We start from the raw sequence: 23,397 nt of genomic DNA, 5'->3' as shown, positions 1-23,397 counted from the left end.
CCCGATGATCAAGGTGGTACGGGGCAATCCGACCCCGGAGGAGCTGGCCGCCGCTCTGGCGGTGGTCCGGGCGCGCGCCGCGGCGTCGGCGTCGGCCGAGTCCGCCGACGGCGCGCCGCACGTCCCGGAGGGCTGGTCGGACCCGGCCCGGATCGCCCGGTCCCGGCGCCCGCAGCCGGGCCCGCGGTCGTGGGCGCGCTCCTACTGGCCGGTTTGAGGCCTATCGCGGGCGGGGCCGTCACACCGGTGGTGCGGCGGCCCCGCCCGTTCTCCCGTGGCCGCCCTCGTGGGCGCTCACGCCGGGGCGGGCCACGCCGGACTGGCCCGTTGGCACCGGGGCGCCTGAGTACGCGTACTCAGGCGCCGCACGCCCCGCCGGGAGCAGGATCGGAGACATGCTCTGGTCCGACCCGAAGAACGAACCCCCCGACGAGATGCGCCACACGCAGGCGATGCTGCGGCGCGCGGGGATCCTGCTGGCGCTGGCGATGGTGCTGGCCATGTTCGTGACGGGCCTGCACTGACCTGTTCCGTACGATGACGGGCATGACTGCTCAGCGCCGCCGCCTCGTCCTCGCGTCCGCGTCCCCCGCCCGCCTCGGTCTGCTGCGGCAGGCCGGACTCGCCCCCGAGGTGATCGTCAGCGGCGTCGACGAGGACAAGGTCACCGCCCCGACCCCCGCCGAGCTGGCCCTCTCCCTCGCCGAGGCCAAGGCCGCCCATGTCGCGGCCCGCCCGGAGGTGGGCGACGCGCTGGTGATCGGCTGTGACTCCGTCCTGGAGCTGGACAAGCAGGCGCTCGGCAAGCCGGCCGACGCCGAGGAGGCCACGGCCCGCTGGAAGGCGATGCGCGGCCGTGTCGGCGTGCTCCAGACCGGCCACTGCGTCTACGACACGGCGGCGAAGCGGTACGCCTCCGCGACGGCGTCGACGGTGGTCCGCTTCGGTGAGCCCACGGACGAGGAGATCGCCGCGTACGTGGCCAGCGGCGAGCCGCTGAACGTGGCGGGCGCCTTCACCCTGGACGGCCTGTCGGCCCCGTTCATCGACGGCATCGACGGCGACCCGGGCAACGTCATCGGCCTGTCCCTGCCGCTGCTGCGCAGGCTGCTGGGCCGGCTGGGGGTCGAGATCACCGACCTGTGGGTGTGACGACCCGAGGCTCGACGTCCTCCGGGGCGTACAGCAGCAGCGCCGCCACGAGCAGGGCCAGCATCACCATCATGAACGCGAACGCGCCCCAGCCGACCAGGCCCACCGCCAGCGCGCCCAGCACCCCGTGGGTGATGGCGCAGGCGATCAGCAGGATGCGGGTGGGGCGGCCGGGCGGACGGTCGCGCAAGGCGAGGATCAGCAGCAGTACGCCGCACAGGACGAGGTACGCGCCGAAGGCACCGCCCATCACCCAGGTGCCGACGACCATGGCGCCGGGGTCCAGATCGGCGAGCGACATGCTCTGGCCGTCGACGACCGTGGCCAGCACCGCGTGGATCACCACGATGGCGACGGCCTCGATGAGCAGCGCGATTCCCGCTGCCAGGGCGATCGGTCTGCGGGCCACCACGGGTACCCCCTGCTTGTTACCTGCGGTACGGACGACGACGCGAACGCTACTGACTGGTAAACCTTTGGACAAGGGTCCTGACAACGCCGCAAAGATTCGTTCGGCCATTGGTAGGGACTCCACAAAGATGGGGCATGCCGCGCTGACCGCCCGGACAGAGACCTTGGCCACACCGCAGGGTTACTGTGCGGTGGAGAAGCCCTGCGTAACGTGGTGCGACAAGGGGTTTCGCAACCCGGATCGGTCTCGGATCACGCTCCGTGTGGGCAAGCTCACCAGTGGGGATGGGTCGAAAGGCCGTGTCGGCAGTCCCTAAACTCAGCTTGTTTCAAGGAGGGAGCCATCGTGCGCAAGGTGCTCATCGCCAACCGTGGCGAAATCGCTGTCCGTGTCGCCCGTGCCTGCCGGGATGCCGGGATCGCGAGCGTAGCCGTCTACGCCGATCCGGACCGGGACGCCCTGCACGTCCGTGCGGCCGATGAGGCGTTCGCTCTGGGCGGTGACACACCGGCCGCCAGCTATCTGGACATGGCCAAGGTGCTCCAGGCGGCAGCTGATTCCGGCGCGGACGCCGTCCATCCGGGCTACGGGTTTCTCTCCGAGAACGCGGAGTTCGCCCAGGCCGTCCTCGACGCGGGTCTGACGTGGATCGGCCCGCCGCCGCAGGCCATCCGCGACCTGGGTGACAAGGTCGCCGCCCGCCACATCGCCCAGCGCGCCGGCGCGCCGCTGGTGGCCGGCACGCCCGACCCCGTCTCGGGCGCCGACGAGGTCGTCGCCTTCGCGAAGGAGCACGGCCTGCCCATCGCGATCAAGGCCGCCTTCGGTGGCGGCGGTCGCGGCCTGAAGGTCGCCCGCACCCTGGAGGAAGTACCCGAGCTGTACGACTCCGCCGTCCGCGAGGCGGTCGCCGCCTTCGGCCGGGGTGAGTGCTTCGTGGAGCGCTACCTGGACAAGCCGCGCCACGTGGAGACGCAGTGCCTGGCCGACACCCACGGCAACGTCGTCGTGGTCTCGACCCGTGACTGCTCGCTGCAGCGCCGCCACCAGAAGCTGGTCGAGGAGGCCCCCGCGCCGTTCCTCACCGCGGAGCAGAACGCCGAGCTGTACCGGGCCTCCAAGGCCATCCTGAAGGAAGCCGGTTACGTCGGCGCCGGCACCGTGGAGTTCCTCGTCGGCGTGGACGGCACGATCTCCTTCCTGGAGGTCAACACCCGCCTCCAGGTCGAGCACCCCGTCACCGAGGAGGTCACGGGCATCGACCTGGTGCGGGAGATGTTCCGGATCGCCGACGGCGAGGAGCTCGGGTACGGCGACCCCGTCGTGCGCGGCCACTCCTTCGAGTTCCGCATCAACGGCGAGGACCCCGGCCGTAACTTCCTGCCCGCCCCGGGCACGGTCACGGCCTTCGCCCCGCCGTCGGGTCCGGGTGTCCGCCTGGACGCGGGCGTGGAGTCGGGCAGTGTGATCGGCCCGGCGTGGGACTCGCTGCTGGCCAAGCTGATCGTCAGCGGCGCGACGCGTGAGCAGGCGCTGCAGCGGGCGGCGCGGGCGCTGGCGGAGTTCAAGGTGGAGGGCATGGCCACCGCCATCCCCTTCCACCGCAAGGTCGTCGCCGACCCGGACTTCACCGCCGACCCCTTCCGCATCCACACGCGGTGGATCGAGACCGAGTTCGTCAACGACATCCCGGCCTTCGCCGCCCCCGCCGCCACGGACGCGGAGGAGGAGCCGGGCCGTGAGACGGTCGTGGTCGAGGTCGGCGGCAAGCGCCTGGAGGTCTCCCTGCCCTCCTCGCTCGGGATGAGCCTGGCCCGTACCGGCCTGGCGGCCGGCGCCAAGCCCAAGCGGCGCGCGGCGAAGAAGTCCGCCTCCGCCGCCTCGGGCGACACCCTGGCCTCCCCGATGCAGGGCACCATCGTCAAGGTCGCCGTCGAGGAGGGCCAGGAGGTCAAGGAGGGCGACCTCATCGTCGTCCTCGAGGCGATGAAGATGGAGCAGCCCCTCAACGCCCACCGCGCGGGCACCGTCAAGGGCCTGACCGCCGAGGTCGGCGCGTCGGTCACCTCCGGCGCGCCCATCTGCGAGATCAAGGACTGACCTCGCTCATGCCCGAGGGGCCTGCCGGACACCGTCCGGCAGGCCCCTCGCCTTTTCGGTGGCGGAGGGCGCCTCCCGGAGCCGTACGGGAGGAACCCTCCGGCTGTGCGATGGCATTCTGGAGGCACACGGCGGGAGCCAGGAGGGACGCGCCATGACGACCAGTACGGCAGCGGGCACGGCGCCGGGCGCGGCACGTCCGATGCGGGCCGACGCGCGCCGCAACTACGAGCGACTGCTGACCGAAGCCCGCTCGGCCTTCGCCGAGCACGGCACCGACGCGTCGCTGGAGGACATCGCGCGGCGCGCGGGGGTGGGGATCGGCACGCTCTACCGCCACTTCCCCAACCGGCACGCGCTGATGGGCGCGGTGTTCCAGGAGGCGCTGGCCGCGCTGCTGGAGCGGTCGCGTCAACTGGCCGACGCGGACCGGCCGTGCGAGGCGCTGGTCGAGTGGCTGCGCGCCATCATCACCCACGCGGGTGAGTACCGGGGCCTGGCGGGCGCGCTGATGTCGGCGTCGCACGACCGGAGCTCGGCGCTCTCGGAGTGCAGCGTCCCGCTCCGCGAGGCGGGCTCCCGCCTCCTGGCGCGGGCGGCGTCCGGTGGCGCCGTACGGGAGGGGGTTTCGATCGACGACCTGATGCAGCTGACGAACGCCATCGCACTGGCCGCCGAACAGTCCCCGGACGATCCGGAGCTGGCCGACCGCCTGCTGATGCTGACCCTGCGGGGCCTGAAGGCCTGACGGGCGGGCGCGGGCGGCCCTCGGCCCGTACCGAGCAGGCTCCGGGAGGGCCCGGCGTCGGCCCGGCACCCCCGGCCCGGCGTGCGCGGCCCCGGGGCGCCGGGGGGCGTCAACGGCGGCGCAGGTCGGCGACGCGGGCCGTGCGCTCCGGTGGCGAAGGCTCCGACGCCAGGGAGGCCGCCGATCGGAGGCCCCCGCCGGCCGGGTGGCGCGCGCCGCGCTGGCCCGGCAGGGGAACGTCCCGGCGGGGCTGCCGGCCCGGCGGGACGCCCTCGGTGGCGGAGGTGCCGGACGCCCCCGTGCCCGCCACCGTGATCTGGACGCCCTGGTCCGCGAGGGCCTGGAGCTCCATGCCGGCGCGCTCGTCGTGCGGGGGCGGCTCGTCGGTGACCAGCCGGGTGATCACGTCCGTCGGCACGGTCTGGAACATCGTGTCCGTGCCCAGCTTGGTGTGGTCGGCCAGGACGACGACCTCGGCCGCGGCCTGGACCAGCGCGCGGTCGACGCTCGCCGAGAGCATGTTGGACGTGGACAGCCCGCGCTCGGCGGTGAGCCCGCTGCCGGACAGGAACGCCCGGGAGACGCGGAGCCCCTGCAGGGACTGCTCGGCCCCGCTGCCCACCAGCGCGTAGTTGGAGCCGCGCAGGGTGCCGCCGGTCATGACGACCTCCACCCGGTTGGCGTGCGCCAGCGCCTGGGCCACCAGCAGGGAGTTGGTGACGACGGTCAGCCCGGGTACGCGGGCGAGCCGGCGGGCCAGCTCCTGCGTGGTGGTCCCCGCGCCGACGACGATGGCCTCGCCCTCTTCGACGAGGCCCGCGGCGACGTCGGCGATGGCCGTCTTCTCGGCTGTCGCGAGATGGGATTTCTGCGGGAAGCCGGACTCTCGCGTCAAACCGCCCGGCAATACCGCACCGCCGTGCCGGCGGTCGAGGAGTCCTTCTGCCTCCAGTGCCCGCACGTCCCGCCGTACGGTCACTTCGGAGGTCTGGACGACGCGGGCGAGCTCGCGGAGCGATACCGCTCCGTTGGCGCGCACCATTTCGAGGATCAACTGACGACGTTCTGCAGCGAACACGAAACTGACAGTAACCCCACGGACCGGTCGTTTGCAGCAGTATGCGCCGATTACGAGAACTTGCGAACAGACGGGGTCGCCAAGTGGTATGGGCGACCCCGTCCGGGTGCGTACTTCGATCGCTCGATGTCCCGACTTGCCGGGAGTTGCCGGGTGTTGTCCACCCCGGCGGCGAGGCCTACGCCTCGGCCGAAGTCTTCCGGGTGTGCAACTGCCGTGCCACCTCGGCGATCGAGCCCGACAGCGACGGGTACACGGTGAAAGCGTTTGCGATCTGTTCCACGGTCAGATTGTTGTCGACCGCGATCGAGATGGGATGGATCAGCTCACTGGCCTTCGGCGCGACGACACAGCCGCCGACCACGATGCCCGTGCCGGGGCGGCAGAAGATCTTGACGAAGCCGTCCCGGATGCCCTGCATCTTGGCGCGCGGGTTGCGCAGGAGCGGCAGCTTGACGACCCGGGCGTCGATCTTGCCGGCGTCGACGTCGGCCTGCGTGTAACCGACGGTGGCGATCTCCGGGTCGGTGAAGACGTTGGAGGAGACGGTCTTCAGGTTCAGCGGCGTGACCGCGTCGCCCAGGAAGTGGTACATCGCGATCCGGCCCTGCATGGCGGCGACCGAGGCGAGGGCGAAGATCCCGGTGACGTCACCGGCCGCGTACACGCCGGGGGCGGACGTGCGCGAGACCTTGTCGGTCCGGATGTGGCCGGAGTCCCTGAGCCGTACGCCGGCCTCCTCCAGGCCCATCCCGGCGGTGTTCGGGATGGCGCCGACCGCCATCAGGCAGTGGGTGCCGGAGATGACGCGCCCGTCGGCGAGGGTGACCTCGACACGGTCACCGACGCGCTTGGCCGACTGGGCGCGGGAGCGGGCCATGACGTTCATGCCGCGGCGCCGGAAGACGTCCTCCAGGACGGCGGCGGCGTCGGGGTCCTCACCCGGCAGCACCCGGTCGCGCGACGAGACGAGGGTGACGCGCGAGCCGAGCGCCTGGTAGGCGCCGGCGAACTCGGCGCCGGTGACGCCGGAACCGACCACGATGAGCTCCTCGGGGAGCTCGGTCAGGTCGTACACCTGCGTCCAGTTGAGGATGCGCTCGCCGTCCGGCAGCGCGTCGGGGATCTCGCGCGGGTGGGCGCCGGTCGCGATCAGCACGGCGTCGGCGGTGAGGGTCTCCTCGGTGCCGTCCGCGGCGGTGACGATCACCTGGCGGGAGCCGTCCACGGCCTGGCGCCCGTCGAGGCGGCCCCGGCCCCGCAGCACGCGTGCGCCCGCGCGGGTGACGGAGGCGGTGATGTCGTGGGACTGGGCGAGGGCGAGACGCTTCACCCGCCGGTTCACCTTGCCGAGGTCGACCCCGACGACCCGGGCGGCCTGCTCCAGGTGCGGGGTGTCGTCGGCGACGATGATGCCGAGCTCCTCGTACGAGGAGTCGAAGGTCGTCATCACCTCGGCCGTGGCGATCAGGGTCTTCGAGGGGACGCAGTCGGTCAGGACGGACGCTCCGCCGAGGCCGTCGCAGTCCACGACGGTCACCTCCGCGCCGAGCTGGGCGCCCACCAGGGCCGCCTCGTATCCGCCGGGTCCGCCACCGATGATCACGATACGGGTCACTGGGGTTTACGCCTCGCGCTCTCGTCACGGCAGGGATGGACGTACCCCATTGTCCCGCATGGCCGCGCCGGCTTCCCCCCGGGTCCCCCACCCGGGAACAGCGCTCGCCCCGGCCACTCCCGTACCCTCGGTCCCATGTCGCTCTACGCCGCGTACGCCGGCAACCTCGACGCGCGGCTGATGACGCGCCGCGCCCCGCACTCCCCGCTGCGCGGCACGGGCTGGCTCAACGGCTGGCGGCTGACCTTCGGCGGCGAGCAGATGGGCTGGGAGGGCGCCCTCGCCACGATCGTGGAGGCCCCCCGCTCCCAGGTCTTCGTCGCGCTGTACGACATCGCCCCGATGGACGAGGACTCCATGGACCGCTGGGAGGGCGTCGGCCTGGACATCTACCGGCGCATGCGGGTGCGGGTCCACACGCTGGAAGGCGAGGAGCCGGCCTGGGTGTACGTCCTCAACGGCTACGAGGGCGGGCTGCCCTCGGCGCGCTACCTGGGCGAGATCGCGGACGCGGCAGAGTCGGCGGGGGCGCCGCACGACTACGTGATGGAGCTCCGCAAGCGCCCCTGCTAGGCCGCGTCGGGCGGGTTCGTCGGAAACGACAAGGCAACGATCGCAGCTCCGTGGGCATCGTCATCTACGCGCGTAGGCAATCTCGGGCTACGCTCTTGTGCGTACTGCATTCTTCCGGGGCCGGCCCCCGGACCCCCGGTCCCCAGTGAGCGGTCCGGGGCGACTGTTACTTCGCGAGGCGAGAACTCTGTGAACGCAACTGCCACCCCGGACCACCTCCAGGGCGACCCCTACGCCGCCGCCGACGCCGCCGCCGCGCGCCTGCGCGACCTGACCGGCGCCGAGACCCACGACGTCGCTCTCGTGATGGGCTCCGGCTGGGCTCCGGCCGTCGACGCGCTCGGCGCGCCCGACGCCGAGTTCCCGGTCACGGAGCTCCCCGGCTTCCCGCCGCCGGCCGTCGAGGGCCACGGCGGACGCGTCCGGTCGTACCGCATCGGCGCCAAGCGGGCGCTGGTCTTCCTGGGCCGTACGCACTACTACGAGGGCCGTGGCGTCGCCGCCGTCGCCCACGGTGTGCGCACCGCGGTCGCCGCCGGCTGCAAGACCGTCGTGCTGACGAACGGCTGCGGCGGCCTGCGCGAGGGCATGCGCCCCGGCCAGCCGGTCCTGATCAGCGACCACATCAACCTGACGGCCACCTCGCCGATCGTGGGCGCCAACTTCGTCGACCTGACCGACCTGTACTCGCCGCGGCTGCGCGCGCTGTGCAAGGAGGTCGACGAGACGCTGGAGGAGGGCGTGTACGTCCAGTTCCCCGGCCCTCACTACGAGACCCCGGCCGAGATCAACATGGTCCGCGTCATGGGCGGCGACCTGGTCGGCATGTCCACGGTCCTGGAGGCCATCGCGGCCCGCGAGGCGGGCGCCGAGGTTCTCGGCATCTCCCTGGTCACGAACCTGGCCGCAGGCCTCTCGGGCGAGCCCCTCAACCACGAGGAGGTCCTCCAGGCCGGCCGTGACTCCGCCGCCCGCATGGGCGAGCTGCTGACGCGCGTCCTGGACCGGATCTGACCCGGCCCTCCCCGGTCCGGGGCTGACGCCCCGGACCGCCTGGGGCGGGGGCCGACGCCCCGCGCCCCCAGCGCGCCGGCTTCGCGCCGGCTGCGGCATCGCACCGGAGGGCGGGCGCTCGCGCCCCGGCGGCCGGACACCGCCGTCGCAGGGGGACGCGCGGCGGGGCGTGTTCCGGGCGCGAGGCGACCGAGCCGGCGAAGGACAGCCCAGGACGTGCCCCACGGAGCGGCCCCGACGGCAGCCGCGCCCGGAAGGGGGCCACCCCGGTGGGCCCCAACGGCTCCCCGCCGGGCGGGGCGGGCGCCCCGGGACGGGGCCGGGTGCCCGGGGTACCCGTATCCGTACCCGTACCGCAGACACTCACGACACCCAGAGAGGCAGACCACCGTGCAGCAGAACCTCATCGCGCAGGCGGAGGCATGGCTGGCCGAGGACCCGGACAGCGAGACCCGCGACGAGCTCGCCAAGCTGATCGAGGCGCGGGACCTCGACGCCCTGGCCGACCGGTTCGGCGGCACGCTGCAGTTCGGGACCGCCGGGCTGCGCGGGGAGCTGGGGGCGGGGCCCATGCGGATGAACCGTGCCGTGGTCATCCGGGCCGCCGCCGGGCTGGCCGCGTACCTGAAGGGCAAGGGCCACGACGGCGGCCTGGTCGTGATCGGGTACGACGCGCGCTACAAGTCCGCGGACTTCGCGCGTGACACCGCCGCCGTGATGACGGGCGCCGGGCTGCGCGCGGCCGTGCTGCCGCGACCGCTGCCGACGCCCGTGCTCGCGTACGCCATAAGGCACCTGGGCGCGGTCGCCGGCGTCGAGGTGACGGCGAGCCACAACCCGCCCCGCGACAACGGCTACAAGGTCTACCTCGGGGACGGCTCGCAGATCGTGCCGCCCGCCGACGCCGAGATCGCCGCCGGGATCGCCGCGGTCGCGCGCCTCGCCGACGTACCGCGCGCCGAGGACGGCTGGGAGACGCTCGGGGACGAGGTCCTGGAGGCGTACCTGGCACGTACGGACGCCGTCCTGACCCAGGGGTCGCCCCGCACCGCGAACGTCGTCTACACGGCCATGCACGGGGTCGGCAAGGACGTCGTGCTCGCCGCCTTCGCGCGGGCCGGCTTCCCCGCGCCGACGCTCGTGGCGGAGCAGGCCGAGCCCGACCCGGCCTTCCCCACCGTCGCGTTCCCCAACCCCGAGGAGCCCGGCGCGATGGACCTGGCCTTCGCCACGGCGCGCGAGGTCCGGCCCGACATCGTCATCGCCAACGACCCCGACGCCGACCGCTGCGCCGTCGCCGTGCCGCACGACGGCGACTGGCGGATGCTGCGCGGCGACGAGGTCGGCGCGCTCCTCGCCGCCCACATGGTCCGCAAGGGCGCCACCGGCACCTTCGCCGAGTCGATCGTGTCGTCGTCGCTGCTGGGCCGGATCGCCGAGGCGGCCGGGCTGCGGTACGAGGAGACGCTGACCGGCTTCAAGTGGATCGCCCGCGTCGAGGGCCTGGCCTACGGCTACGAGGAGGCGCTGGGCTACTGCGTCGACCCCGGCGGCGTGCGCGACAAGGACGGCGTCACCGCGGCGCTGCTCGTCGCGGAGCTGGCCTCCGTGCTGAAGGAGCAGGGCCGGACGCTCCCGGACCTGCTGGACGAGCTGGCCGTCACGCACGGCCTGCACGCCACGGACCAGCTGTCCGTGCGCGTGGAGGACCTGGGCGTCATCGCGAACGCCATGCGCCGCCTGCGCGAGCAGCCGCCCACCGCGCTCGCCGGGCTGACCGTGACGTCCGCCGAGGACCTGACGAAGGGGACCGACGCGCTGCCGCCCACGGACGGCCTGCGGTACCACCTGGACGGCGCCTTCAAGGCCCGCGTCATCGTGCGCCCCAGCGGTACCGAGCCGAAGTTGAAGTGCTACCTGGAGGTCGTCGTCCCGGTCGCCGACGCGAGCGAGCTGGCCGGTGCCCGCGCCAAGGGCGACGAGACCCTGGCCGCGATCAAGCGGGACCTGGCCGCCGCCGCCGGCATCTGACGGCGCGAGCCGTTCACGGGCCCGTACGGAGCGTCTTCCGTACGGGCCCGCCCCATGGTCCCGTACGGGTGAAGTTCGTACGGCAGGTGACGCAGCGCCCGGATTCGGCCGGGGGACTCGCGAGCAGGGTGACCCCCGGTACCTCAGCCGAGCAGCCCCTGGAGCCCCACCGTGCCGCCGTCGGTGATCACCGCACGCCCGACCGTTCCCGCGTCCCGGCGGCCCCCCTCCCCGGCGGCCGGGCGCGTGCGGGAGCGGACCGCCCGCTCGCTGCGGTACGCCGCGCCCGCGCTGCTCGGGTACCTGATGGTGCGGCTTTTCGGGCTCCTGGTGCTGGCGCGCTGGGCCCATCTGAAGGACCACGGCGTCTGGCGGACGCTCGCCACGTCCTGGGACTCCAACTGGTACCTGGGCATCGCCGACCACGGCTACCAGGACAGCCTGGGCACGAAGGTGGACTCCAACAACCTGGCGTTCTTCCCGCTGTACCCGGTGCTGGTCAAGGCGGTCGCGGGCGTCACGCCCGGCTCGCGCGCCTCGGTGGGGCTGATCCTCGCGGTGGGGTTCTCGCTGGTCGCCGCCTGGGGGATCTTCGCGGTGGGCGACCGGCTGGGCGGGCGCCGCGCCGGTACCGTCCTCACCGTCCTGTGGGGCGCCCTTCCGGTCGGCGTCGTCCAGTGGATGGGCTACACGGAGTCGCTGTTCACGGCGCTCGCCGCGTGGGCGCTGTACGCCGTCCTGACCGGGCGCTGGTACGCGGCGGCCGGCCTCGCGGTGCTCGCCGGGCTCACGCGCCCCACCGGGATCGCGGTGGCGGCGGCGGTGACGGTGACCGGCCTGCTGCTCGCGGTGCGCACGCGCGCGTGGCCCCCGCTCGTCGCGGCGCTCACCGCGCCGCTGGGCTGGCTGGGCTATGTGGCGTGGGTGGGCGCGCGCGTGGGGCGCTGGGACGGCTACTTCGCCGTGCAGCGGCTGTGGCGCAACGAGTGGGACGGCGGCGCGGGCACACTGCGCGAGCTGCGCGGGCTCCTCGTGTACGACCGCAACCCGCAGCTCTTCCTGGTGGCCGTCTCGGCGATCCTGGTGCTGTCGGCGGCGCTGTACGTGCTGTGCCTGGCCGACCGGCAGCCGCTCGCGCTGCTGGTGTTCAGCGGGGTGCTGCTGCTGGTGGTGCTGGGGAGCGGCGGGGTGTACTTCCCGCGCGCCCGCTTCCTGGTGCCCGGGTTCCCTCTGCTGCTGCCGCCGGCCGCGGCGGTGTGCCGGGCGCGACCGGCGATGGCGGCGCTGGTGCTGGGCGGGGCGGTGCTGTCGTCGGCCTGGCTGGGCGGGTACATGCTGCTGGTGTGGCCGGGGCCGCCGTGACGGCGACCGCGTGTCTCAGGCCGTGACGATGAGGACCACGAGAGCGATCAGCCCGGCCAGCGCGGGCGCGATGAGCTCGTACGCCCAGCGGACGCGCGGCGCGCCCTGCGCGGTCGGCCGTGACGCGCACTGCTCCGCGAGGTCGCGCAGCTCGGCGATGGTCCTGTCCGCCCCGGCGGCACCGGTCGTCGCCGGGTCGGCCGGTTCGCCACCGCGGGCCTGGCGGCGGGCGGCGCGCTTGCGCTCGCGCAGCGAGACGGGCACGGACCAGAGCTGGTACTTCGTGCCGTCCTGGGTGACGACCTCGCTGGAGTAGCCGGCGCGTACGGCCGCGACCGCCGCCCAGGGCAGGTCGATCGTGCGGAACGGGTTCCGTACCCGCATGCGGTCCTCGTTGGCGTACACGACGGGCCGGAAGGTGAACGCGACGATGAGCGGCACCACGAGCAGCAGCCCGGCGAGGGCGACCCAGGGGGCGCGGCCGTCGCCCGTGACGAGCGCGTCACCGCCGATCCAGGCGGCGAAGCCGAGCAGCAGCAGACCGCCCACGATTCCCGCGGGCGAGCGGAAGGACCGGTCGGCGTACGGGGGCTGCTGCGGGGTCGTCATGCGGCCGATTCTGCCTCACGCGCGCGTGGCTCACGCGACGAGATCGGCGTACGGCATGGGGCGGGTCCCCGGGTCGGTGCGGAGGTGAGGGGACGAGGCCGGGCGGGCCGTCGCGTGGGGTGCGGCGGCCCGCCCGGCGTGGGGTGGGGCGGTGCTCCTGCTCGGGTCGGGGCAGGGTCGGTGGGGTGGGGCGTCGCGTGGGGTGCGGCGGCCCGCCCGGCGTGGGGTGGGCGGTGCTCCTGCTCGGGTCGGCGCAAGGTCGGTGGGGTCGGCCGGGTCCGGCGCTGGGTCAGGCGCGGTGCCGCTCGGCGAGGACCGGCGCTCGATCAGGGACCGGCGTCCGGTCAGGCACGGTGCCGCTCGGCGAGGACCGGCGCTCGATCAGGGACCGGCGTCCGGTCAGGCCCGGGCGCCGGCGGTCCGGCGGCGCAGGGCCACGAAGCCGAGCCCGGCGGCGGTGACGGCTGCGGCGCCCGCCCCGGCGAGGACCAGGAGGTTGCCGCCCTCCTCCACCTCGGCACCGGTGGCGACACCGCCCCGGGGCACGATCGTGGCCTGGGCGGCCGTCCGGGCGGTGCCGCCCTGCGGCCTGGCGTCGGGCGCGGCGCCCGCGGGACCGGTCGCGCCGGTGGCGCCCTTGCCGAGGTAGCGGGGCGCGGCCTGCTTCACGCCGCTGGTCAGGGCGCCGAGCGGCCCGGTCCCGCCCCGCTCGGCGGCCGACATGTCCGGCCCGGGGGCCGGCTCGGCACCTTCGGCGGCGAAGGCGGCACCGGCGGTGACGGCCGGGGCGAGGGCGACACCGACGATGACCGCGGTGGCGAGGGCGGTGCGAAGGGCGGAACGCATAACCACTCCTGGGAAGCGGGCGGGTGGATGAGGAAGAGCCGCATGCCGCCTGCTCGCTCGCTCGTTCGGGCCGGCCGGCCGGCCGTCGGAGTGTGGCGCGGGGCTGCACGAAGAAACGTTATGGATCTTGTGTGCGGAAGCCATGCACTCCGCGTCACAGACGTGTGACAGGCATCACGGCACCCGTGTCCACCAGGGGCTTCGCACAGGCTTCCACGCCGGGGCTGTACAGGCCGCTACGCGCGTAGATATGCTCGAGTGGTGACCATGCCCACCACCCTCACCGCATTCGCTGACGTGACCGCGTCCGACAGCACACTGCGCCGCTTCCTCCACGGGCTGCCCGGTGTGGACGCCGTCGGCCTCGAAGCGCGCGCCGCGTCTCTCGGCACCCGTTCGATCAAGACGACGGCCAAGGCGTACGCCATCGACCTGGCCATCTCGATGATCGACCTGACGACACTCGAAGGCGCGGACACCCCGGGCAAGGTCCGGGCGCTCGCCACGAAGGCCGTCAACCCCGATCCGACCGACCGCACCAGCCCGCGCACCGCCGCGGTCTGCGTCTACCCCGACATGGTGGCCACCGCGAAGGCCGCCCTCGCCGGCAGCGACGTGAAGGTCGCCTCCGTCGCGACCGCTTTCCCGGCCGGCCGTGCCGCCCTCGGCGTCAAGCTGGCGGACGTCCGCGACGCGGTGGCCGCCGGGGCGGACGAGATCGACATGGTGATCGACCGCGGGGCGTTCCTCGCGGGCGACTTCCTGAAGGTCTACGAGGAGATCCGCGCCGTGAAGGAGGCCTGCGCGCGCGAGGGCGGCGAAGCCCGCCTGAAGGTCATCTTCGAGACCGGCGAGCTGTCCACGTACGACAACATCCGCCGCGCCTCCTGGCTCGGCATGATCGCCGGGGCGGACTTCATCAAGACCTCGACCGGCAAGGTCGGCGTCAACGCCACGCCCGCGAACACCCTCCTCATGCTGGAGGCGGTGCGCGACTTCCGCGCCCAGACCGGGGTACAGGTCGGAGTGAAGCCCGCGGGCGGCATCCGCACCACCAAGGACGCCATCAAGTTCCTGGTCCTGGTCAACGAGACCGTCGGCGAGGACTGGCTGGACAACCACTGGTTCCGGTTCGGCGCGTCGAGCCTGCTGAACGATCTGCTGATGCAGCGTCAGAAGCTGGCCACCGGACGTTACTCCGGTCCCGACTACGTGACGGTGGACTGATCACGATGACGAAGTTCGAGTACGCACCCGCACCCGAGTCCCGCTCGGTCGTGGACATCGCGCCGTCCTACGGCCTGTTCATCGACGGCGAGTTCACCGAGGCCGCCGACGGGAAGGTCTTCAAGACCATCTCGCCCGCCTCCGAGGAGGTGCTCTCCGAGGTCGCCCAGGCGGGCGCCGAGGACGTGGACCGGGCCGTGAAGGCCGCCCGCAAGGCGTTCGAGAAGTGGTCGGCGCTGCCGGGCGCCGAGCGCGCCAAGTACCTGTTCCGCATCGCCCGGATCATCCAGGAGCGCAGCCGCGAGCTGGCCGTCCTGGAGACCCTGGACAACGGCAAGCCGATCAAGGAGACCCGCGACGCGGACCTCCCGCTGGTCGCGGCGCACTTCTTCTACTACGCGGGCTGGGCCGACAAGCTGGACCACGCCGGCTTCGGCGCGAACCCGCGCCCCCTGGGCGTGGCCGGCCAGGTCATCCCGTGGAACTTCCCGCTGCTGATGCTCGCGTGGAAGATCGCCCCGGCGCTCGCCACCGGCAACACGGTGGTGCTCAAGCCGGCCGAGACGACGCCGCTGTCCGCGCTGCTCTTCGCGGACATCTGCCGCCAGGCGGGCCTGCCGAAGGGTGTCGTGAACATCCTTCCGGGTTACGGGGACGCGGGGGCCGCCCTCGTCGAGCACCCGGACGTCAACAAGGTCGCCTTCACCGGCTCGACCGCCGTCGGCAAGGCCATCGCCCGCCAGGTCGCGGGGACGCGGAAGAAGCTGACCCTGGAGCTGGGCGGCAAGGGCGCCAACATCGTCTTCGACGACGCGCCCATCGACCAGGCCGTCGAGGGCATCGTGACCGGCATCTTCTTCAACCAGGGCCAGGTCTGCTGCGCGGGCTCCCGCCTGTTGGTGCAGGAGTCGATCCAGGACGAGCTGCTGGACGCCCTCAAGCGCCGTCTGACGACCCTCCGCCTCGGCGACCCGCTGGACAAGAACACCGACATCGGCGCGATCAACTCCGCCGAGCAGCTGGCCCGTATCAAGGCGCTGGCCGAGACCGGTGAGGCCGAGGGCGCCGAGCGCTGGTCCCCGGCCTGCGAGATCCCCTCCTCCGGCTTCTGGTTCGCCCCGACGCTCTTCACCAACGTCACCCAGGCGCACACCATCGCCCGCGACGAGATCTTCGGCCCGGTGCTGTCGGTGCTGACGTTCCGTACGCCGGACGAGGCGGTCGCCAAGGCCAACAACAGCCAGTACGGCCTGTCCGCCGGCATCTGGACGGAGAAGGGCTCCCGCATCCTCGCGGTGGCCAACAAGCTCCGCGCGGGCGTCGTCTGGGCCAACACGTTCAACAAGTTCGACCCGACATCGCCGTTCGGCGGCTACAAGGAGTCGGGCTTCGGCCGCGAGGGCGGCCGTCACGGCCTGGAGGCGTACCTCGATGTCTGACAGCAACAGCAACCGTCTGAGCGTCCTCAAGACCTACAAGCTGTACGTCGGGGGCAAGTTCCCCCGCAGCGAGAGCGGCCGGGTGTACGAAGTGACCGACTCGAAGGGCAAGTGGCTGGCCAACGCCCCTCTCTCGTCCCGCAAGGACGCGCGGGACGCGGTCGTGGCGGCCCGCAAGGCGTTCGGTGGCTGGTCGGGCGCGACCGCGTACAACCGGGGCCAGATCCTGTACCGCGTCGCCGAGATGCTGGAGGGCCGCAGGAGCCAGTTCGTGCACGAGGTGGCGCACGCGGAGGGCCTGTCCAAATCCAAGGCGGCGGAGGTCGTCGAGGCGGCCGTCGACCGCTGGGTCTGGTACGCGGGCTGGACGGACAAGATCAGCCAGGTCGTGGGCGGGGCGAACCCGGTCGCGGGCCCGTTCTTCAACCTGTCGACCCCCGAGCCGACGGGCGTGGTCGCGATCGTCGCGCCGCGCGAGTCGTCCTTCCTGGGCCTGGTCTCCGTGATCGCCCCGGTGATCGCCACCGGCAACACGGCGGTCGTCATCGCCTCCGAGAAGGCCCCGCTGCCCGCGCTGTCGCTGGGCGAGGTGCTGGCCACCTCCGACCTTCCGAGCGGTGTGGTCAACGTCCTGTCCGGCAAGGCGGCCGAGATCGCCGGACCGCTGGCCGCGCACCAGGATGTCAACGCCATCGACCTGACGGGCGCGGACGCCGAGCTGGCGCGCGACCTGGAGATCGCGGCGGCGGACAACCTCAAGCGCGTCCTGCGTCCACAGGCTGTGGACGGCGAGGACTTCACCGCGGACCCGGGCACGCACCGCATGACCGCGTTCCTGGAGACCAAGACGGTCTGGCACCCGACGGGTTCGCTGGGCGCCTCGGGCTCCGCGTACTGAGCCCCCGGCGGCCCCTGTGACCGAACGGCTCCGCTTCCCCACCGTCCGGGGGAGGCGGGGCCGTTCTCACACCCGGCTCACCCGGGCAGCGCGCCGCCCAGCACCGGACCGGCCACCGGCAGGTTCGGGAGGCTGGTCAGCGAGCCGGTCATCGAGGTCGTGTTCACCGGCCGGAAGTCGCCCACCTGCGTACCCACGCCGTTGTTCAGCGGGTCGACACCGGTCTGGGCGAGCGGGTTGACCTTCAGGTTCTTGGCGGTGCCCAGCACATGCGGGGTGGCCGCCGACACCCCCTCCACGGCCGCCGCCGCGTCCAGCTCGCCCACCGGCGACGGCACCGCGTGCGCCGTACCGCCGGCGGCGCCGAGAGCGGCGCCCAGGGCGGTGAGGGTCAACCCGGCCTTCAGAAAGGTGTGACGTGCCATGGAAGGGGCTCCTGCCGCGTGCGTAATGAGCGTGACGATCCGGGCACGCAGCGTATTTGACATGTGATGCTCGATACCAACGGGTCCCCGGGGGCATCCCCCTACCGGGTGCATGGTTCAGACTGGTGTCCCGTGAGTTCCCATCCCTTCCCGGCCCGCGTCGTGCTGCTCGCGGGACCGTCCGGCTCCGGCAAGTCCTCCCTCGCGGCCCGCACCGGCCTTCCCGTGCTGCGCCTCGACGACTTCTACAAGGAGGGCGACGACCCGACGCTCCCGCTCGTCCCGGGCAGCGCGGACATCGACTGGGACTCCCCGCTGTCCTGGGACGCGGACGCGGCGGTCGCGGCGATCGTCGAACTGTGCGGCACGGGACGGACGACCGTCCCGGTGTACGACATCGCCACCAGCAAGCGCGTCGACCGGGAGGCGTTCGCCCTCGCGCGCACGCCGCTGTTCGTGGCCGAGGGCATCTTCGCGGCGGACATCGTGGCGCGCTGCCAGGAGCTCGGCGTACTGGCGGACGCGCTGTGCCTGCGCGGCCGTCCGTCCACCACGTTCCGCCGGCGGCTCCTGCGGGACCTGCGCGAGGGCCGCAAGTCGGTGCCGTTCCTGCTGCGCCGGGGCTGGCGCCTGATGCGCGCCGAACGCTCCATCGTGGCCCGTCAGACCGGGCTGGGCGCCCACCCCTGCGACAAGGACGAGGCGCTGGGCCGGCTGGCCGCAGCCGCGGCGGGCCGCCACCGTACGCCGACGACGGCGCCGGCCGCGTAACGCGGTGCGGGGCCGGACAGGACCCCCGTCCCGTCCGGCCCCCGCTCCCCCGTTGTCCCCGTACCCCCGGGGCTTCCCCGTTGTCCCGGTACCGCGGGCACCCCCGTACCCGTGGGACCGGCCTCCCTCCCGCGCCCGGTGGCGCGGAGGGCCCCCGTTGCCCTCAGGCCACCAACTGGCCGAAGGATTCCTCCTCGTCACGGCCGAAGCTGAGGACGTCGTCCTCGCGCAGCCGGCGGAGCGACCGCCAGATGCTCGACTTCACCGTGCCGACACTGATGTCCAGGATCTCCGCGATCTCCGGATCCGTACGGCCCTCGTAGTAACGCAGGACCAGCATGGTGCGCTGCGGTTCGGGCAGCCGGGCCAGCGCCTGCCAGAGCACCGCGCGCAGCTCCGTGCCGCGCATCGCGTCCGTGTCGCCGGCGGACTCGGGGAGTTCCTCGGTCGGGTACTCGTCGATCTTCCGGCGCCGCCAGGCGCTGATGTGCAGGTTCGTCATCGTGCGCCGCAGATAGCCCCCGACCGCCGCCTTGTCGGTGATCCGGTCCCAGGCGCGGTACGTCGAGAACAGCGCGCTCTGCAGCAGGTCCTCGGCTTCGAAACGGTCACCGGTGAGGTGGTAGGCGGTGGCGTACAGGGAGGCGCGGCGCTCCCGTACGTACGCGGTGAACGCCGCTTCGGCGTTCGTGGCGTCCGTACGGCCCGGCCGCTCCCCCTGGACCTCCCTGTACGTCTCTCCCCCGTCGGACACGGCCACCATGTACGGCGACGTGTGCTGACGCCCGGCGCTGCGAACGCACCCCCGCCCGTTCACAACCCCGGACTTCTCCGTGCTCCGCGTGACGTCGTGGAGACGCGTGACAACTGCGCTGGAGGTGGTGCTGTGCAGTGCGTTCATCTCGCGCCCCCCGTCGGTTGGAGTCCGTTTCGGTCCGTGTGCCAAAGAGCTTGCCCGGGTGAGTTCATGGCGGTGTCCGCCGACTGTCACAGAGCTGTCACAGGGGCCGGGTGCGCCCGGCGGTCGAACTGCCCCTCACCCATGGGTCAGAATGACGCCGTGCCTTTCCTGTTGCTGATCGAGGACGACGACGCCATCCGCACGGCCCTCGAACTCTCGCTGTCACGCCAGGGCCACCGGGTGGCCACCGCGGCGACGGGCGAGGACGGCCTGAAACTGCTGCGTGAGCAGCGGCCGGATCTGATCGTGCTGGATGTGATGCTGCCCGGCATCGACGGTTTCGAGGTGTGCCGGCGCATCCGGCGCACCGACCAGCTGCCGATCATCCTGCTGACGGCGCGCAGCGACGACATCGACGTCGTGGTGGGCCTGGAGTCCGGTGCGGACGACTACGTCGTCAAGCCGGTGCAGGGCCGGGTCCTCGACGCCCGTATCCGGGCGGTGCTGCGGCGCGGCGAGCGGGAGGCGACGGACTCGGCGACGTTCGGGGCGCTGGTCATCGACCGGTCGGCGATGACCGTGACGAAGAACGGCGAGGACCTTCAGCTGACGCCGACCGAGCTGCGGCTGCTGCTGGAGCTGAGCCGCAGGCCCGGGCAGGCGCTCTCGCGCCAGCAGCTGCTGCGGCTGGTGTGGGAGCACGACTACCTGGGCGACTCGCGCCTGGTGGACGCGTGTGTGCAGCGCCTGCGGGCGAAGGTCGAGGACGTGCCGTCCTCGCCGACCCTGATCCGCACGGTGCGGGGCGTGGGCTACCGGCTGGACGTACCTTCGTGAGCGGCGCACGCGCGGCCAACGGTCCGCGGACGACCACGAAAGCCGCTCCTTCGAGCCGCGCGGCCGGGGACGGGGGAACCCCCGGGCCGAAGGCTCTGGGGGAGGACGGAAGGACACGGTGACGGAGCCCGCCGGGAGGGCCGCGGTGACGCGGCTTCGCTGGACGAGTCTGCGGCTGCGCCTCGTCGTCGTGTTCGCGCTCGTCGCGCTCACCGCCGCCGCGTCCGCGTCCGGCATCGCGTACTGGCTGAACCGCGAGGCGGTCCTCACGCGTGCGCAGGACTCGGCGCTGAACGACTTCCGCCAGGAGATGCAGCGGCGGGCGGCCACCTTGCCGCCCCGGCCCACCCAGGAGGAGCTGCGGCGGACCGCGGAGGAGATCTCGTCCGGCGGTGTGGGCTACGGCGTGGTGCTGCTGGCCGAGCGCGAGGGGGGCAAGCCGGTCATGGGGGTGTCCGACCCGGACCGGTTCACGCTGAAGGACGTGCCGCAGTCGCTGCGGACCGCCGTCGACAAGCGGCACGAGATCACCGACGGCAACCCGTACCCGTACCACCTCTTCTGGCAGCGCACCACGCGCGGGAAGACGCCCTACCTGGTCGGCGGGGCGCGGATCGTCGGGGGCGGGCCGACGGGGTACATGTTCAAGTCGCTCGAACCCGAGCGGCAGGACCTGAACTCGCTGGCCTGGTCGCTGGGGATCGCCACCCTCCTCGCGCTGCTGGGTTCGGCGCTGCTCGCGCAGGCCGCGGCCACGACCGTGCTGAAGCCGGTGCACCGGCTCGGGGAGGCGGCGCGGCGGCTCGGGGAGGGTCAGCTGGACACGCGGCTTCGGGTCTCCGGCACGGACGAACTGGCCGAGCTGTCACGGACCTTCAACAGCGCCGCGGAGAGCCTGCAGAAGAAGGTCGCGGACATGAGCGCCCGCGAGGAGTCGAGCCGCCGCTTCGTCGCCGACATGTCGCACGAGCTGCGCACGCCGCTGACGGCGCTGACCGCCGTGACGGAGGTGCTGGAGGAGGAAGAGGAGAGCCTCGACCCGATGATCGCGCCGGCCGTCGCGCTGGTGGTCAGCGAGACGCGGCGGCTGAACACGCTCGTCGAGAACCTGATGGAGGTCACGCGTTTCGACGCGGGTACGGCCCGGCTCGTCCTGGACGACGTCGACGTGGCCGACCAGGTGACCGCGTGCGTCGACGCGCGGGCGTGGCTGGACGCGGTCGAGCTGGACGCGGAGCGCGGCATGATGGCGCGGCTCGATCCGCGCCGGCTCGACGTGATCCTCGCGAACCTCATCGGGAACGCGCTCAAGCACGGCGGTTCACCGGTGCGGGTGTCGGTGCGGACGGCGGAGGACGACCTGTTCATCGAGGTGCGCGACCACGGGCCGGGTATCCCCGAGGACGTGCTGCCGCATGTCTTCGACCGGTTCTACAAGGCGAGCGCGTCGCGTCCGCGCTCCGAGGGCAGTGGTCTCGGTCTGTCGATCGCCATGGAGAACGCTCACATCCACGGCGGTGACATCACGGCGGCGAACTCGCCGGACGGTGACGGTGCGGTGTTCGTGCTGCGGCTGCCGCGCGACGCGTCGCGCCCGGCCGCGAGCGGGGCGGAGAGCGAGGAGGCCGGCGGTGAGGACAGTGCGTGAACGGCTGCGGGGCGGCGCCGCGCTCGCGGGTGTCGCCGTGGCCGCCGCCCTCGTCTCGGGCTGCGGCATCCGGCCGACGGTGCCGGTCGACGCGGGGGCGGCGCCGTCGCGGTTGCCGTGCAGCCTGTCGGGCGACGAGGCCGCGCCGCGGGCCCAGGAGGACGTACCGGTCAGGGTCTACCTGGTGTGCGCCTCGGGTCTGGAGGCGGTGGAGCGTGCGGTCGGCGCGGCGGCGGCCGAGAAGGGCCGTCACAGCCGCGTCGAGGTGGCGAGGCTCCTGCTGGGGCAGCTCGGGGCGGAGCCGACGGCGAGGGAGCGGGAGGCCGGCTTCACGACGTACGTGCAGTCGCCGCTGACCGTCTCGGCGGGGCGCGAGGGTGATCCGGCGCAGGCGCTGCGGCTGGGCCTCCAGCCGGAGGACCTGGCCCCGGCCGCGCTGTCGCAGATCGTCTGTACGTACGCGGAGCACGCGGCCACCACGGCCGGCGAGCGGACGGTCCTGCTGGGCGGTCCCGGGGACTACCCGGTGCGCCGCTACGTCTGCACGCGGGAGCTCAAGGAGCGTCCGGAGTCGCCGGCGCCGACGGAATCGCCCTGACCGATGGCACCTGCTGCTTTCAGCCACCGCTTTTCGGCCTGCGGAACCGATCCTGCCGGTCGGCGCGTCTTGGGGGGCGTGCAGCGTCAAGGTTCGGGCGGTCGTGCCGCCATCCGCTCCCGCTTCGGCTTCCGCGCGGCGGGGCTCGCCCTTCTCCTCGCGCACCTGGGGCTGGTGGGATGGCTGACGCTCCGGCCGCTGGACGTGATGTGGGTGAACGCGGACAACCTGGAGTTGTTCGCGGGCATCAAGGCCGACCTGGCACTGGGCCCGGTGGAGGCCGCGCGGCGGATCGGTGAGGGCCTGCTGCTCCTGGCACCGCTCGGGGTGCTGCTGCCGATGGCGGGCGGGCGGCTGGACGTCTCCCCGTGGTCCTCGCTGGCCCGTACGGCCGCGGCGGGCGCCATGGTGTCGCTGGGCATCGAACTGCTGCAGACGGTGGTGCCGGGGCGTGTCGTGGACGTGGACGCGCTGCTGCTGAACACGGCCGGGGTGGCGCTCGCGCACCTGGCCGTGGTGCCGGCCGCGCGGGCGCGGCTGCGGCGGGGCCCGGCGGTCCGCCGGGCGGACGAGGCGGCTCAGGGTACGACCCCGACGATTCCCAGGGTCGGTGTCGCCCCGTAGTCCGACGCTTTGTCCGGCGTGGCGAGCGAGTATGGAGTCATCGGAGCCCGACGGAGCGGCTCCCGGGATCCCACCGGACCGGCGTGGACGAAGCGACGGACCGGCGGATCGACCGACTCGCGAAGGAGCCCACCATGGCCGCACTTGTCCGCCCCCGAGACGGCCGCGTGATCGGCGGAGTGTGCGCGGCGCTGGCACGGCGCTTCGGCACCTCCGCGACGACGATGCGCGTCATCTTCGTCGCCTCGTGCCTGCTGCCCGGCCCGCAGTTCGTGCTCTACCTGGCGCTGTGGCTGCTGCTGCCGTCGGAGAAGTCCGCGAAGCCGGCCTGGTGACCCGGCGGCGGGGGCCGGGAACCGGACCCGGACCCACGGAAACGGGGCGGGGGCCCCCCGGGGGGGGCGGGCCCCGGGGGGCCCCGGGCGGTCGCTCGAGGCCCCCAGGGTTTGACCAGTCCAAGCTTTGCAATCTGTGTTTTGGTGTGGG

The 23,397-nt window shown here is 73.0% G+C and carries 25 protein-coding genes; 18 read left to right on the top strand and 7 right to left on the bottom strand.

The genetic code is table 11. From position 1 onward, the window contains the following. Window positions 1–4 precede the first annotated feature (4 nt). From ABZZ38_RS25210 to ABZZ38_RS25200, 3 genes are all read left to right on the top strand, one after another. On the top strand, window positions 5–217 hold the full coding sequence (locus ABZZ38_RS25210; protein ID WP_356743881.1) for an acyl-CoA carboxylase epsilon subunit: 213 nt from the start codon (window positions 5–7) through the stop codon (window positions 215–217). 178 nt (window positions 218–395) lie between these two features. Next, a complete protein-coding gene (locus ABZZ38_RS25205; protein ID WP_356743879.1) occupies window positions 396–524 on the top strand; it encodes a hypothetical protein in 129 nt (42 codons plus the stop codon). 22 nt (window positions 525–546) lie between these two features. Next, complete coding sequence (locus tag ABZZ38_RS25200; RefSeq protein WP_356743877.1) at window positions 547–1,152, top strand: nucleoside triphosphate pyrophosphatase; 606 nt, start codon at window positions 547–549, stop codon at window positions 1,150–1,152. Here ABZZ38_RS25200 and ABZZ38_RS25195 read toward each other — a convergent pair. Further along, on the bottom strand, window positions 1,133–1,561 hold the full coding sequence (locus tag ABZZ38_RS25195) for a hypothetical protein (protein ID WP_356743875.1): 429 nt from the start codon (window positions 1,559–1,561) through the stop codon (window positions 1,133–1,135). The genes ABZZ38_RS25200 and ABZZ38_RS25195 overlap by 20 nt on opposite strands. Before the next feature lie 348 nt (window positions 1,562–1,909). Between ABZZ38_RS25195 and ABZZ38_RS25190 the strand changes: the two genes are divergently transcribed. Together ABZZ38_RS25190 and ABZZ38_RS25185 are read left to right on the top strand one after the other, a co-directional pair. Beyond that, window positions 1,910–3,664, top strand: a complete 1,755-nt coding sequence (locus ABZZ38_RS25190) for a biotin carboxylase N-terminal domain-containing protein (RefSeq protein ID WP_356743873.1) — start codon at window positions 1,910–1,912, stop codon at window positions 3,662–3,664. A 154-nt stretch (window positions 3,665–3,818) separates the two neighbouring features. Then, window positions 3,819–4,412, top strand: coding sequence for a helix-turn-helix domain-containing protein (locus ABZZ38_RS25185; RefSeq protein WP_356743871.1), 594 nt, complete (start codon window positions 3,819–3,821; stop codon window positions 4,410–4,412). Between the two features lie 109 nt (window positions 4,413–4,521). Here the strand turns inward: ABZZ38_RS25185 and ABZZ38_RS25180 are convergent, their stop codons facing one another. Then, window positions 4,522–5,490: a DeoR/GlpR family DNA-binding transcription regulator gene (locus tag ABZZ38_RS25180; protein ID WP_356743867.1), complete on the bottom strand. Its 969-nt coding sequence runs from the start codon at window positions 5,488–5,490 to the stop codon at window positions 4,522–4,524. Window positions 5,491–5,668: 178 nt separating this feature from the next. After that, entirely contained in the window at window positions 5,669–7,108 is a 1,440-nt protein-coding gene (locus ABZZ38_RS25175) for an NAD(P)H-quinone dehydrogenase (protein ID WP_356743865.1), read from the bottom strand. A 135-nt stretch (window positions 7,109–7,243) separates the two neighbouring features. On the opposite strand from ABZZ38_RS25175, the gene ABZZ38_RS25170 reads away from it, so the two are divergent. From ABZZ38_RS25170 to ABZZ38_RS25155, 4 genes are all read left to right on the top strand, one after another. Beyond that, the gene (locus tag ABZZ38_RS25170; protein WP_084895416.1) at window positions 7,244–7,681 is read left to right on the top strand and encodes a gamma-glutamylcyclotransferase; all 438 of its coding nucleotides are present in this window, start codon (window positions 7,244–7,246) and stop codon (window positions 7,679–7,681) included. A 189-nt stretch (window positions 7,682–7,870) separates the two neighbouring features. Continuing rightward, a complete protein-coding gene (locus tag ABZZ38_RS25165) occupies window positions 7,871–8,695 on the top strand; it encodes a purine-nucleoside phosphorylase (protein WP_356743861.1) in 825 nt (274 codons plus the stop codon). A gap of 390 nt (window positions 8,696–9,085) precedes the next feature. Next, window positions 9,086–10,726, top strand: a complete 1,641-nt coding sequence (locus tag ABZZ38_RS25160; RefSeq protein ID WP_356743857.1) for a phospho-sugar mutase — start codon at window positions 9,086–9,088, stop codon at window positions 10,724–10,726. Window positions 10,727–10,897: 171 nt separating this feature from the next. Further along, on the top strand, window positions 10,898–12,088 hold the full coding sequence (locus tag ABZZ38_RS25155) for a hypothetical protein (protein ID WP_356743854.1): 1,191 nt from the start codon (window positions 10,898–10,900) through the stop codon (window positions 12,086–12,088). 15 nt (window positions 12,089–12,103) lie between these two features. On the opposite strand, the gene ABZZ38_RS25150 is transcribed toward ABZZ38_RS25155, so the two are convergent. Both ABZZ38_RS25150 and ABZZ38_RS25145 read right to left on the bottom strand, forming a co-directional pair. Continuing rightward, entirely contained in the window at window positions 12,104–12,697 is a 594-nt protein-coding gene (locus ABZZ38_RS25150; protein WP_356743852.1) for a PH domain-containing protein, read from the bottom strand. 399 nt (window positions 12,698–13,096) lie between these two features. Beyond that, window positions 13,097–13,543 (bottom strand): hypothetical protein, encoded by a 447-nt coding sequence (locus ABZZ38_RS25145; RefSeq protein WP_356743850.1) that lies wholly within the window; start codon window positions 13,541–13,543, stop codon window positions 13,097–13,099. 267 nt (window positions 13,544–13,810) lie between these two features. Between ABZZ38_RS25145 and deoC the strand changes: the two genes are divergently transcribed. From deoC to ABZZ38_RS25130, 3 genes are read left to right on the top strand one after another with little or no spacing between them, the layout of a single operon-like run. Further along, entirely contained in the window at window positions 13,811–14,770 is a 960-nt protein-coding gene (gene deoC / locus ABZZ38_RS25140; RefSeq protein ID WP_356743941.1) for a deoxyribose-phosphate aldolase, read from the top strand. A 5-nt stretch (window positions 14,771–14,775) separates the two neighbouring features. Continuing rightward, window positions 14,776–16,209 carry an aldehyde dehydrogenase family protein gene (locus ABZZ38_RS25135; RefSeq protein WP_356743848.1) on the top strand — a complete coding sequence of 478 codons (1,434 nt, stop codon included), beginning with the start codon at window positions 14,776–14,778 and terminating at the stop codon, window positions 16,207–16,209. Beyond that, entirely contained in the window at window positions 16,202–17,107 is a 906-nt protein-coding gene (locus ABZZ38_RS25130) for an aldehyde dehydrogenase family protein (protein ID WP_356743846.1), read from the top strand. Before ABZZ38_RS25135 ends, ABZZ38_RS25130 begins: the two co-directional genes overlap by 8 nt. A gap of 77 nt (window positions 17,108–17,184) precedes the next feature. Here ABZZ38_RS25130 and ABZZ38_RS25125 read toward each other — a convergent pair whose 3' ends face one another. Beyond that, window positions 17,185–17,532: a hypothetical protein gene (locus tag ABZZ38_RS25125; RefSeq protein WP_356743844.1), complete on the bottom strand. Its 348-nt coding sequence runs from the start codon at window positions 17,530–17,532 to the stop codon at window positions 17,185–17,187. Between the two features lie 66 nt (window positions 17,533–17,598). Between ABZZ38_RS25125 and ABZZ38_RS25120 the strand changes: the two genes are divergently transcribed. Next, entirely contained in the window at window positions 17,599–18,303 is a 705-nt protein-coding gene (locus tag ABZZ38_RS25120; RefSeq protein ID WP_356743842.1) for a uridine kinase, read from the top strand. A 163-nt stretch (window positions 18,304–18,466) separates the two neighbouring features. Here ABZZ38_RS25120 and ABZZ38_RS25115 read toward each other — a convergent pair whose 3' ends face one another. Then, window positions 18,467–19,204 (bottom strand): SigE family RNA polymerase sigma factor, encoded by a 738-nt coding sequence (locus ABZZ38_RS25115; protein ID WP_356743840.1) that lies wholly within the window; start codon window positions 19,202–19,204, stop codon window positions 18,467–18,469. Between the two features lie 159 nt (window positions 19,205–19,363). On the opposite strand from ABZZ38_RS25115, the gene afsQ1 reads away from it, so the two are divergent. The 5 genes from afsQ1 (at window position 19,364) to ABZZ38_RS25090 (ending at window position 23,246) form a co-directional block, all read left to right on the top strand. Then, complete coding sequence (gene afsQ1, locus ABZZ38_RS25110; RefSeq protein ID WP_356743838.1) at window positions 19,364–20,041, top strand: two-component system response regulator AfsQ1; 678 nt, start codon at window positions 19,364–19,366, stop codon at window positions 20,039–20,041. A 118-nt stretch (window positions 20,042–20,159) separates the two neighbouring features. After that, window positions 20,160–21,689 carry a HAMP domain-containing sensor histidine kinase gene (locus ABZZ38_RS25105; RefSeq protein ID WP_356743836.1) on the top strand — a complete coding sequence of 510 codons (1,530 nt, stop codon included), beginning with the start codon at window positions 20,160–20,162 and terminating at the stop codon, window positions 21,687–21,689. After that, entirely contained in the window at window positions 21,673–22,287 is a 615-nt protein-coding gene (locus ABZZ38_RS25100; RefSeq protein ID WP_356743834.1) for a hypothetical protein, read from the top strand. The genes ABZZ38_RS25105 and ABZZ38_RS25100 overlap by 17 nt, the downstream gene beginning before the upstream one ends. A gap of 78 nt (window positions 22,288–22,365) precedes the next feature. Then, window positions 22,366–22,911, top strand: coding sequence for a VanZ family protein (locus tag ABZZ38_RS25095; protein ID WP_356743832.1), 546 nt, complete (start codon window positions 22,366–22,368; stop codon window positions 22,909–22,911). 134 nt (window positions 22,912–23,045) lie between these two features. Beyond that, window positions 23,046–23,246 (top strand): PspC domain-containing protein, encoded by a 201-nt coding sequence (locus tag ABZZ38_RS25090; protein ID WP_356743830.1) that lies wholly within the window; start codon window positions 23,046–23,048, stop codon window positions 23,244–23,246. Window positions 23,247–23,397: the final 151 nt, after the last annotated feature.

The sequence above is a fragment of the Streptomyces sp. NPDC006368 genome (assembly GCF_040612535.1).
Lineage (GTDB): Bacteria > Actinomycetota > Actinomycetes > Streptomycetales > Streptomycetaceae > Streptomyces.
This window is presented reverse-complemented; position numbering and strand designations above follow the sequence as displayed.

Bases quoted from the DNA above. Each gene is read 5' to 3' on its own strand.
- ABZZ38_RS25210 (WP_356743881.1), top strand. From the start codon at position 5: ATGATCAAGGTGGTACGGGGCAATCCGACCCCGGAGGAGCTGGCCGCC.
- ABZZ38_RS25205 (WP_356743879.1), top strand. From the start codon at position 396: ATGCTCTGGTCCGACCCGAAGAACGAACCCCCCGACGAGATGCGCCAC.
- ABZZ38_RS25200 (WP_356743877.1), top strand. From the start codon at position 547: ATGACTGCTCAGCGCCGCCGCCTCGTCCTCGCGTCCGCGTCCCCCGCC.
- ABZZ38_RS25185 (WP_356743871.1), top strand. From the start codon at position 3,819: ATGACGACCAGTACGGCAGCGGGCACGGCGCCGGGCGCGGCACGTCCG.
- ABZZ38_RS25170 (WP_084895416.1), top strand. From the start codon at position 7,244: ATGTCGCTCTACGCCGCGTACGCCGGCAACCTCGACGCGCGGCTGATG.
- ABZZ38_RS25150 (WP_356743852.1), bottom strand. From the start codon at position 12,697: ATGACGACCCCGCAGCAGCCCCCGTACGCCGACCGGTCCTTCCGCTCG.
- ABZZ38_RS25145 (WP_356743850.1), bottom strand. From the start codon at position 13,543: ATGCGTTCCGCCCTTCGCACCGCCCTCGCCACCGCGGTCATCGTCGGT.
- deoC (WP_356743941.1), top strand. From the start codon at position 13,811: ATGCCCACCACCCTCACCGCATTCGCTGACGTGACCGCGTCCGACAGC.
- ABZZ38_RS25135 (WP_356743848.1), top strand. From the start codon at position 14,776: ATGACGAAGTTCGAGTACGCACCCGCACCCGAGTCCCGCTCGGTCGTG.
- ABZZ38_RS25130 (WP_356743846.1), top strand. From the start codon at position 16,202: ATGTCTGACAGCAACAGCAACCGTCTGAGCGTCCTCAAGACCTACAAG.
- ABZZ38_RS25125 (WP_356743844.1), bottom strand. From the start codon at position 17,532: ATGGCACGTCACACCTTTCTGAAGGCCGGGTTGACCCTCACCGCCCTG.
- ABZZ38_RS25120 (WP_356743842.1), top strand. From the start codon at position 17,599: ATGCTCGATACCAACGGGTCCCCGGGGGCATCCCCCTACCGGGTGCAT.
- ABZZ38_RS25115 (WP_356743840.1), bottom strand. From the start codon at position 19,204: ATGAACGCACTGCACAGCACCACCTCCAGCGCAGTTGTCACGCGTCTC.
- ABZZ38_RS25090 (WP_356743830.1), top strand. From the start codon at position 23,046: ATGGCCGCACTTGTCCGCCCCCGAGACGGCCGCGTGATCGGCGGAGTG.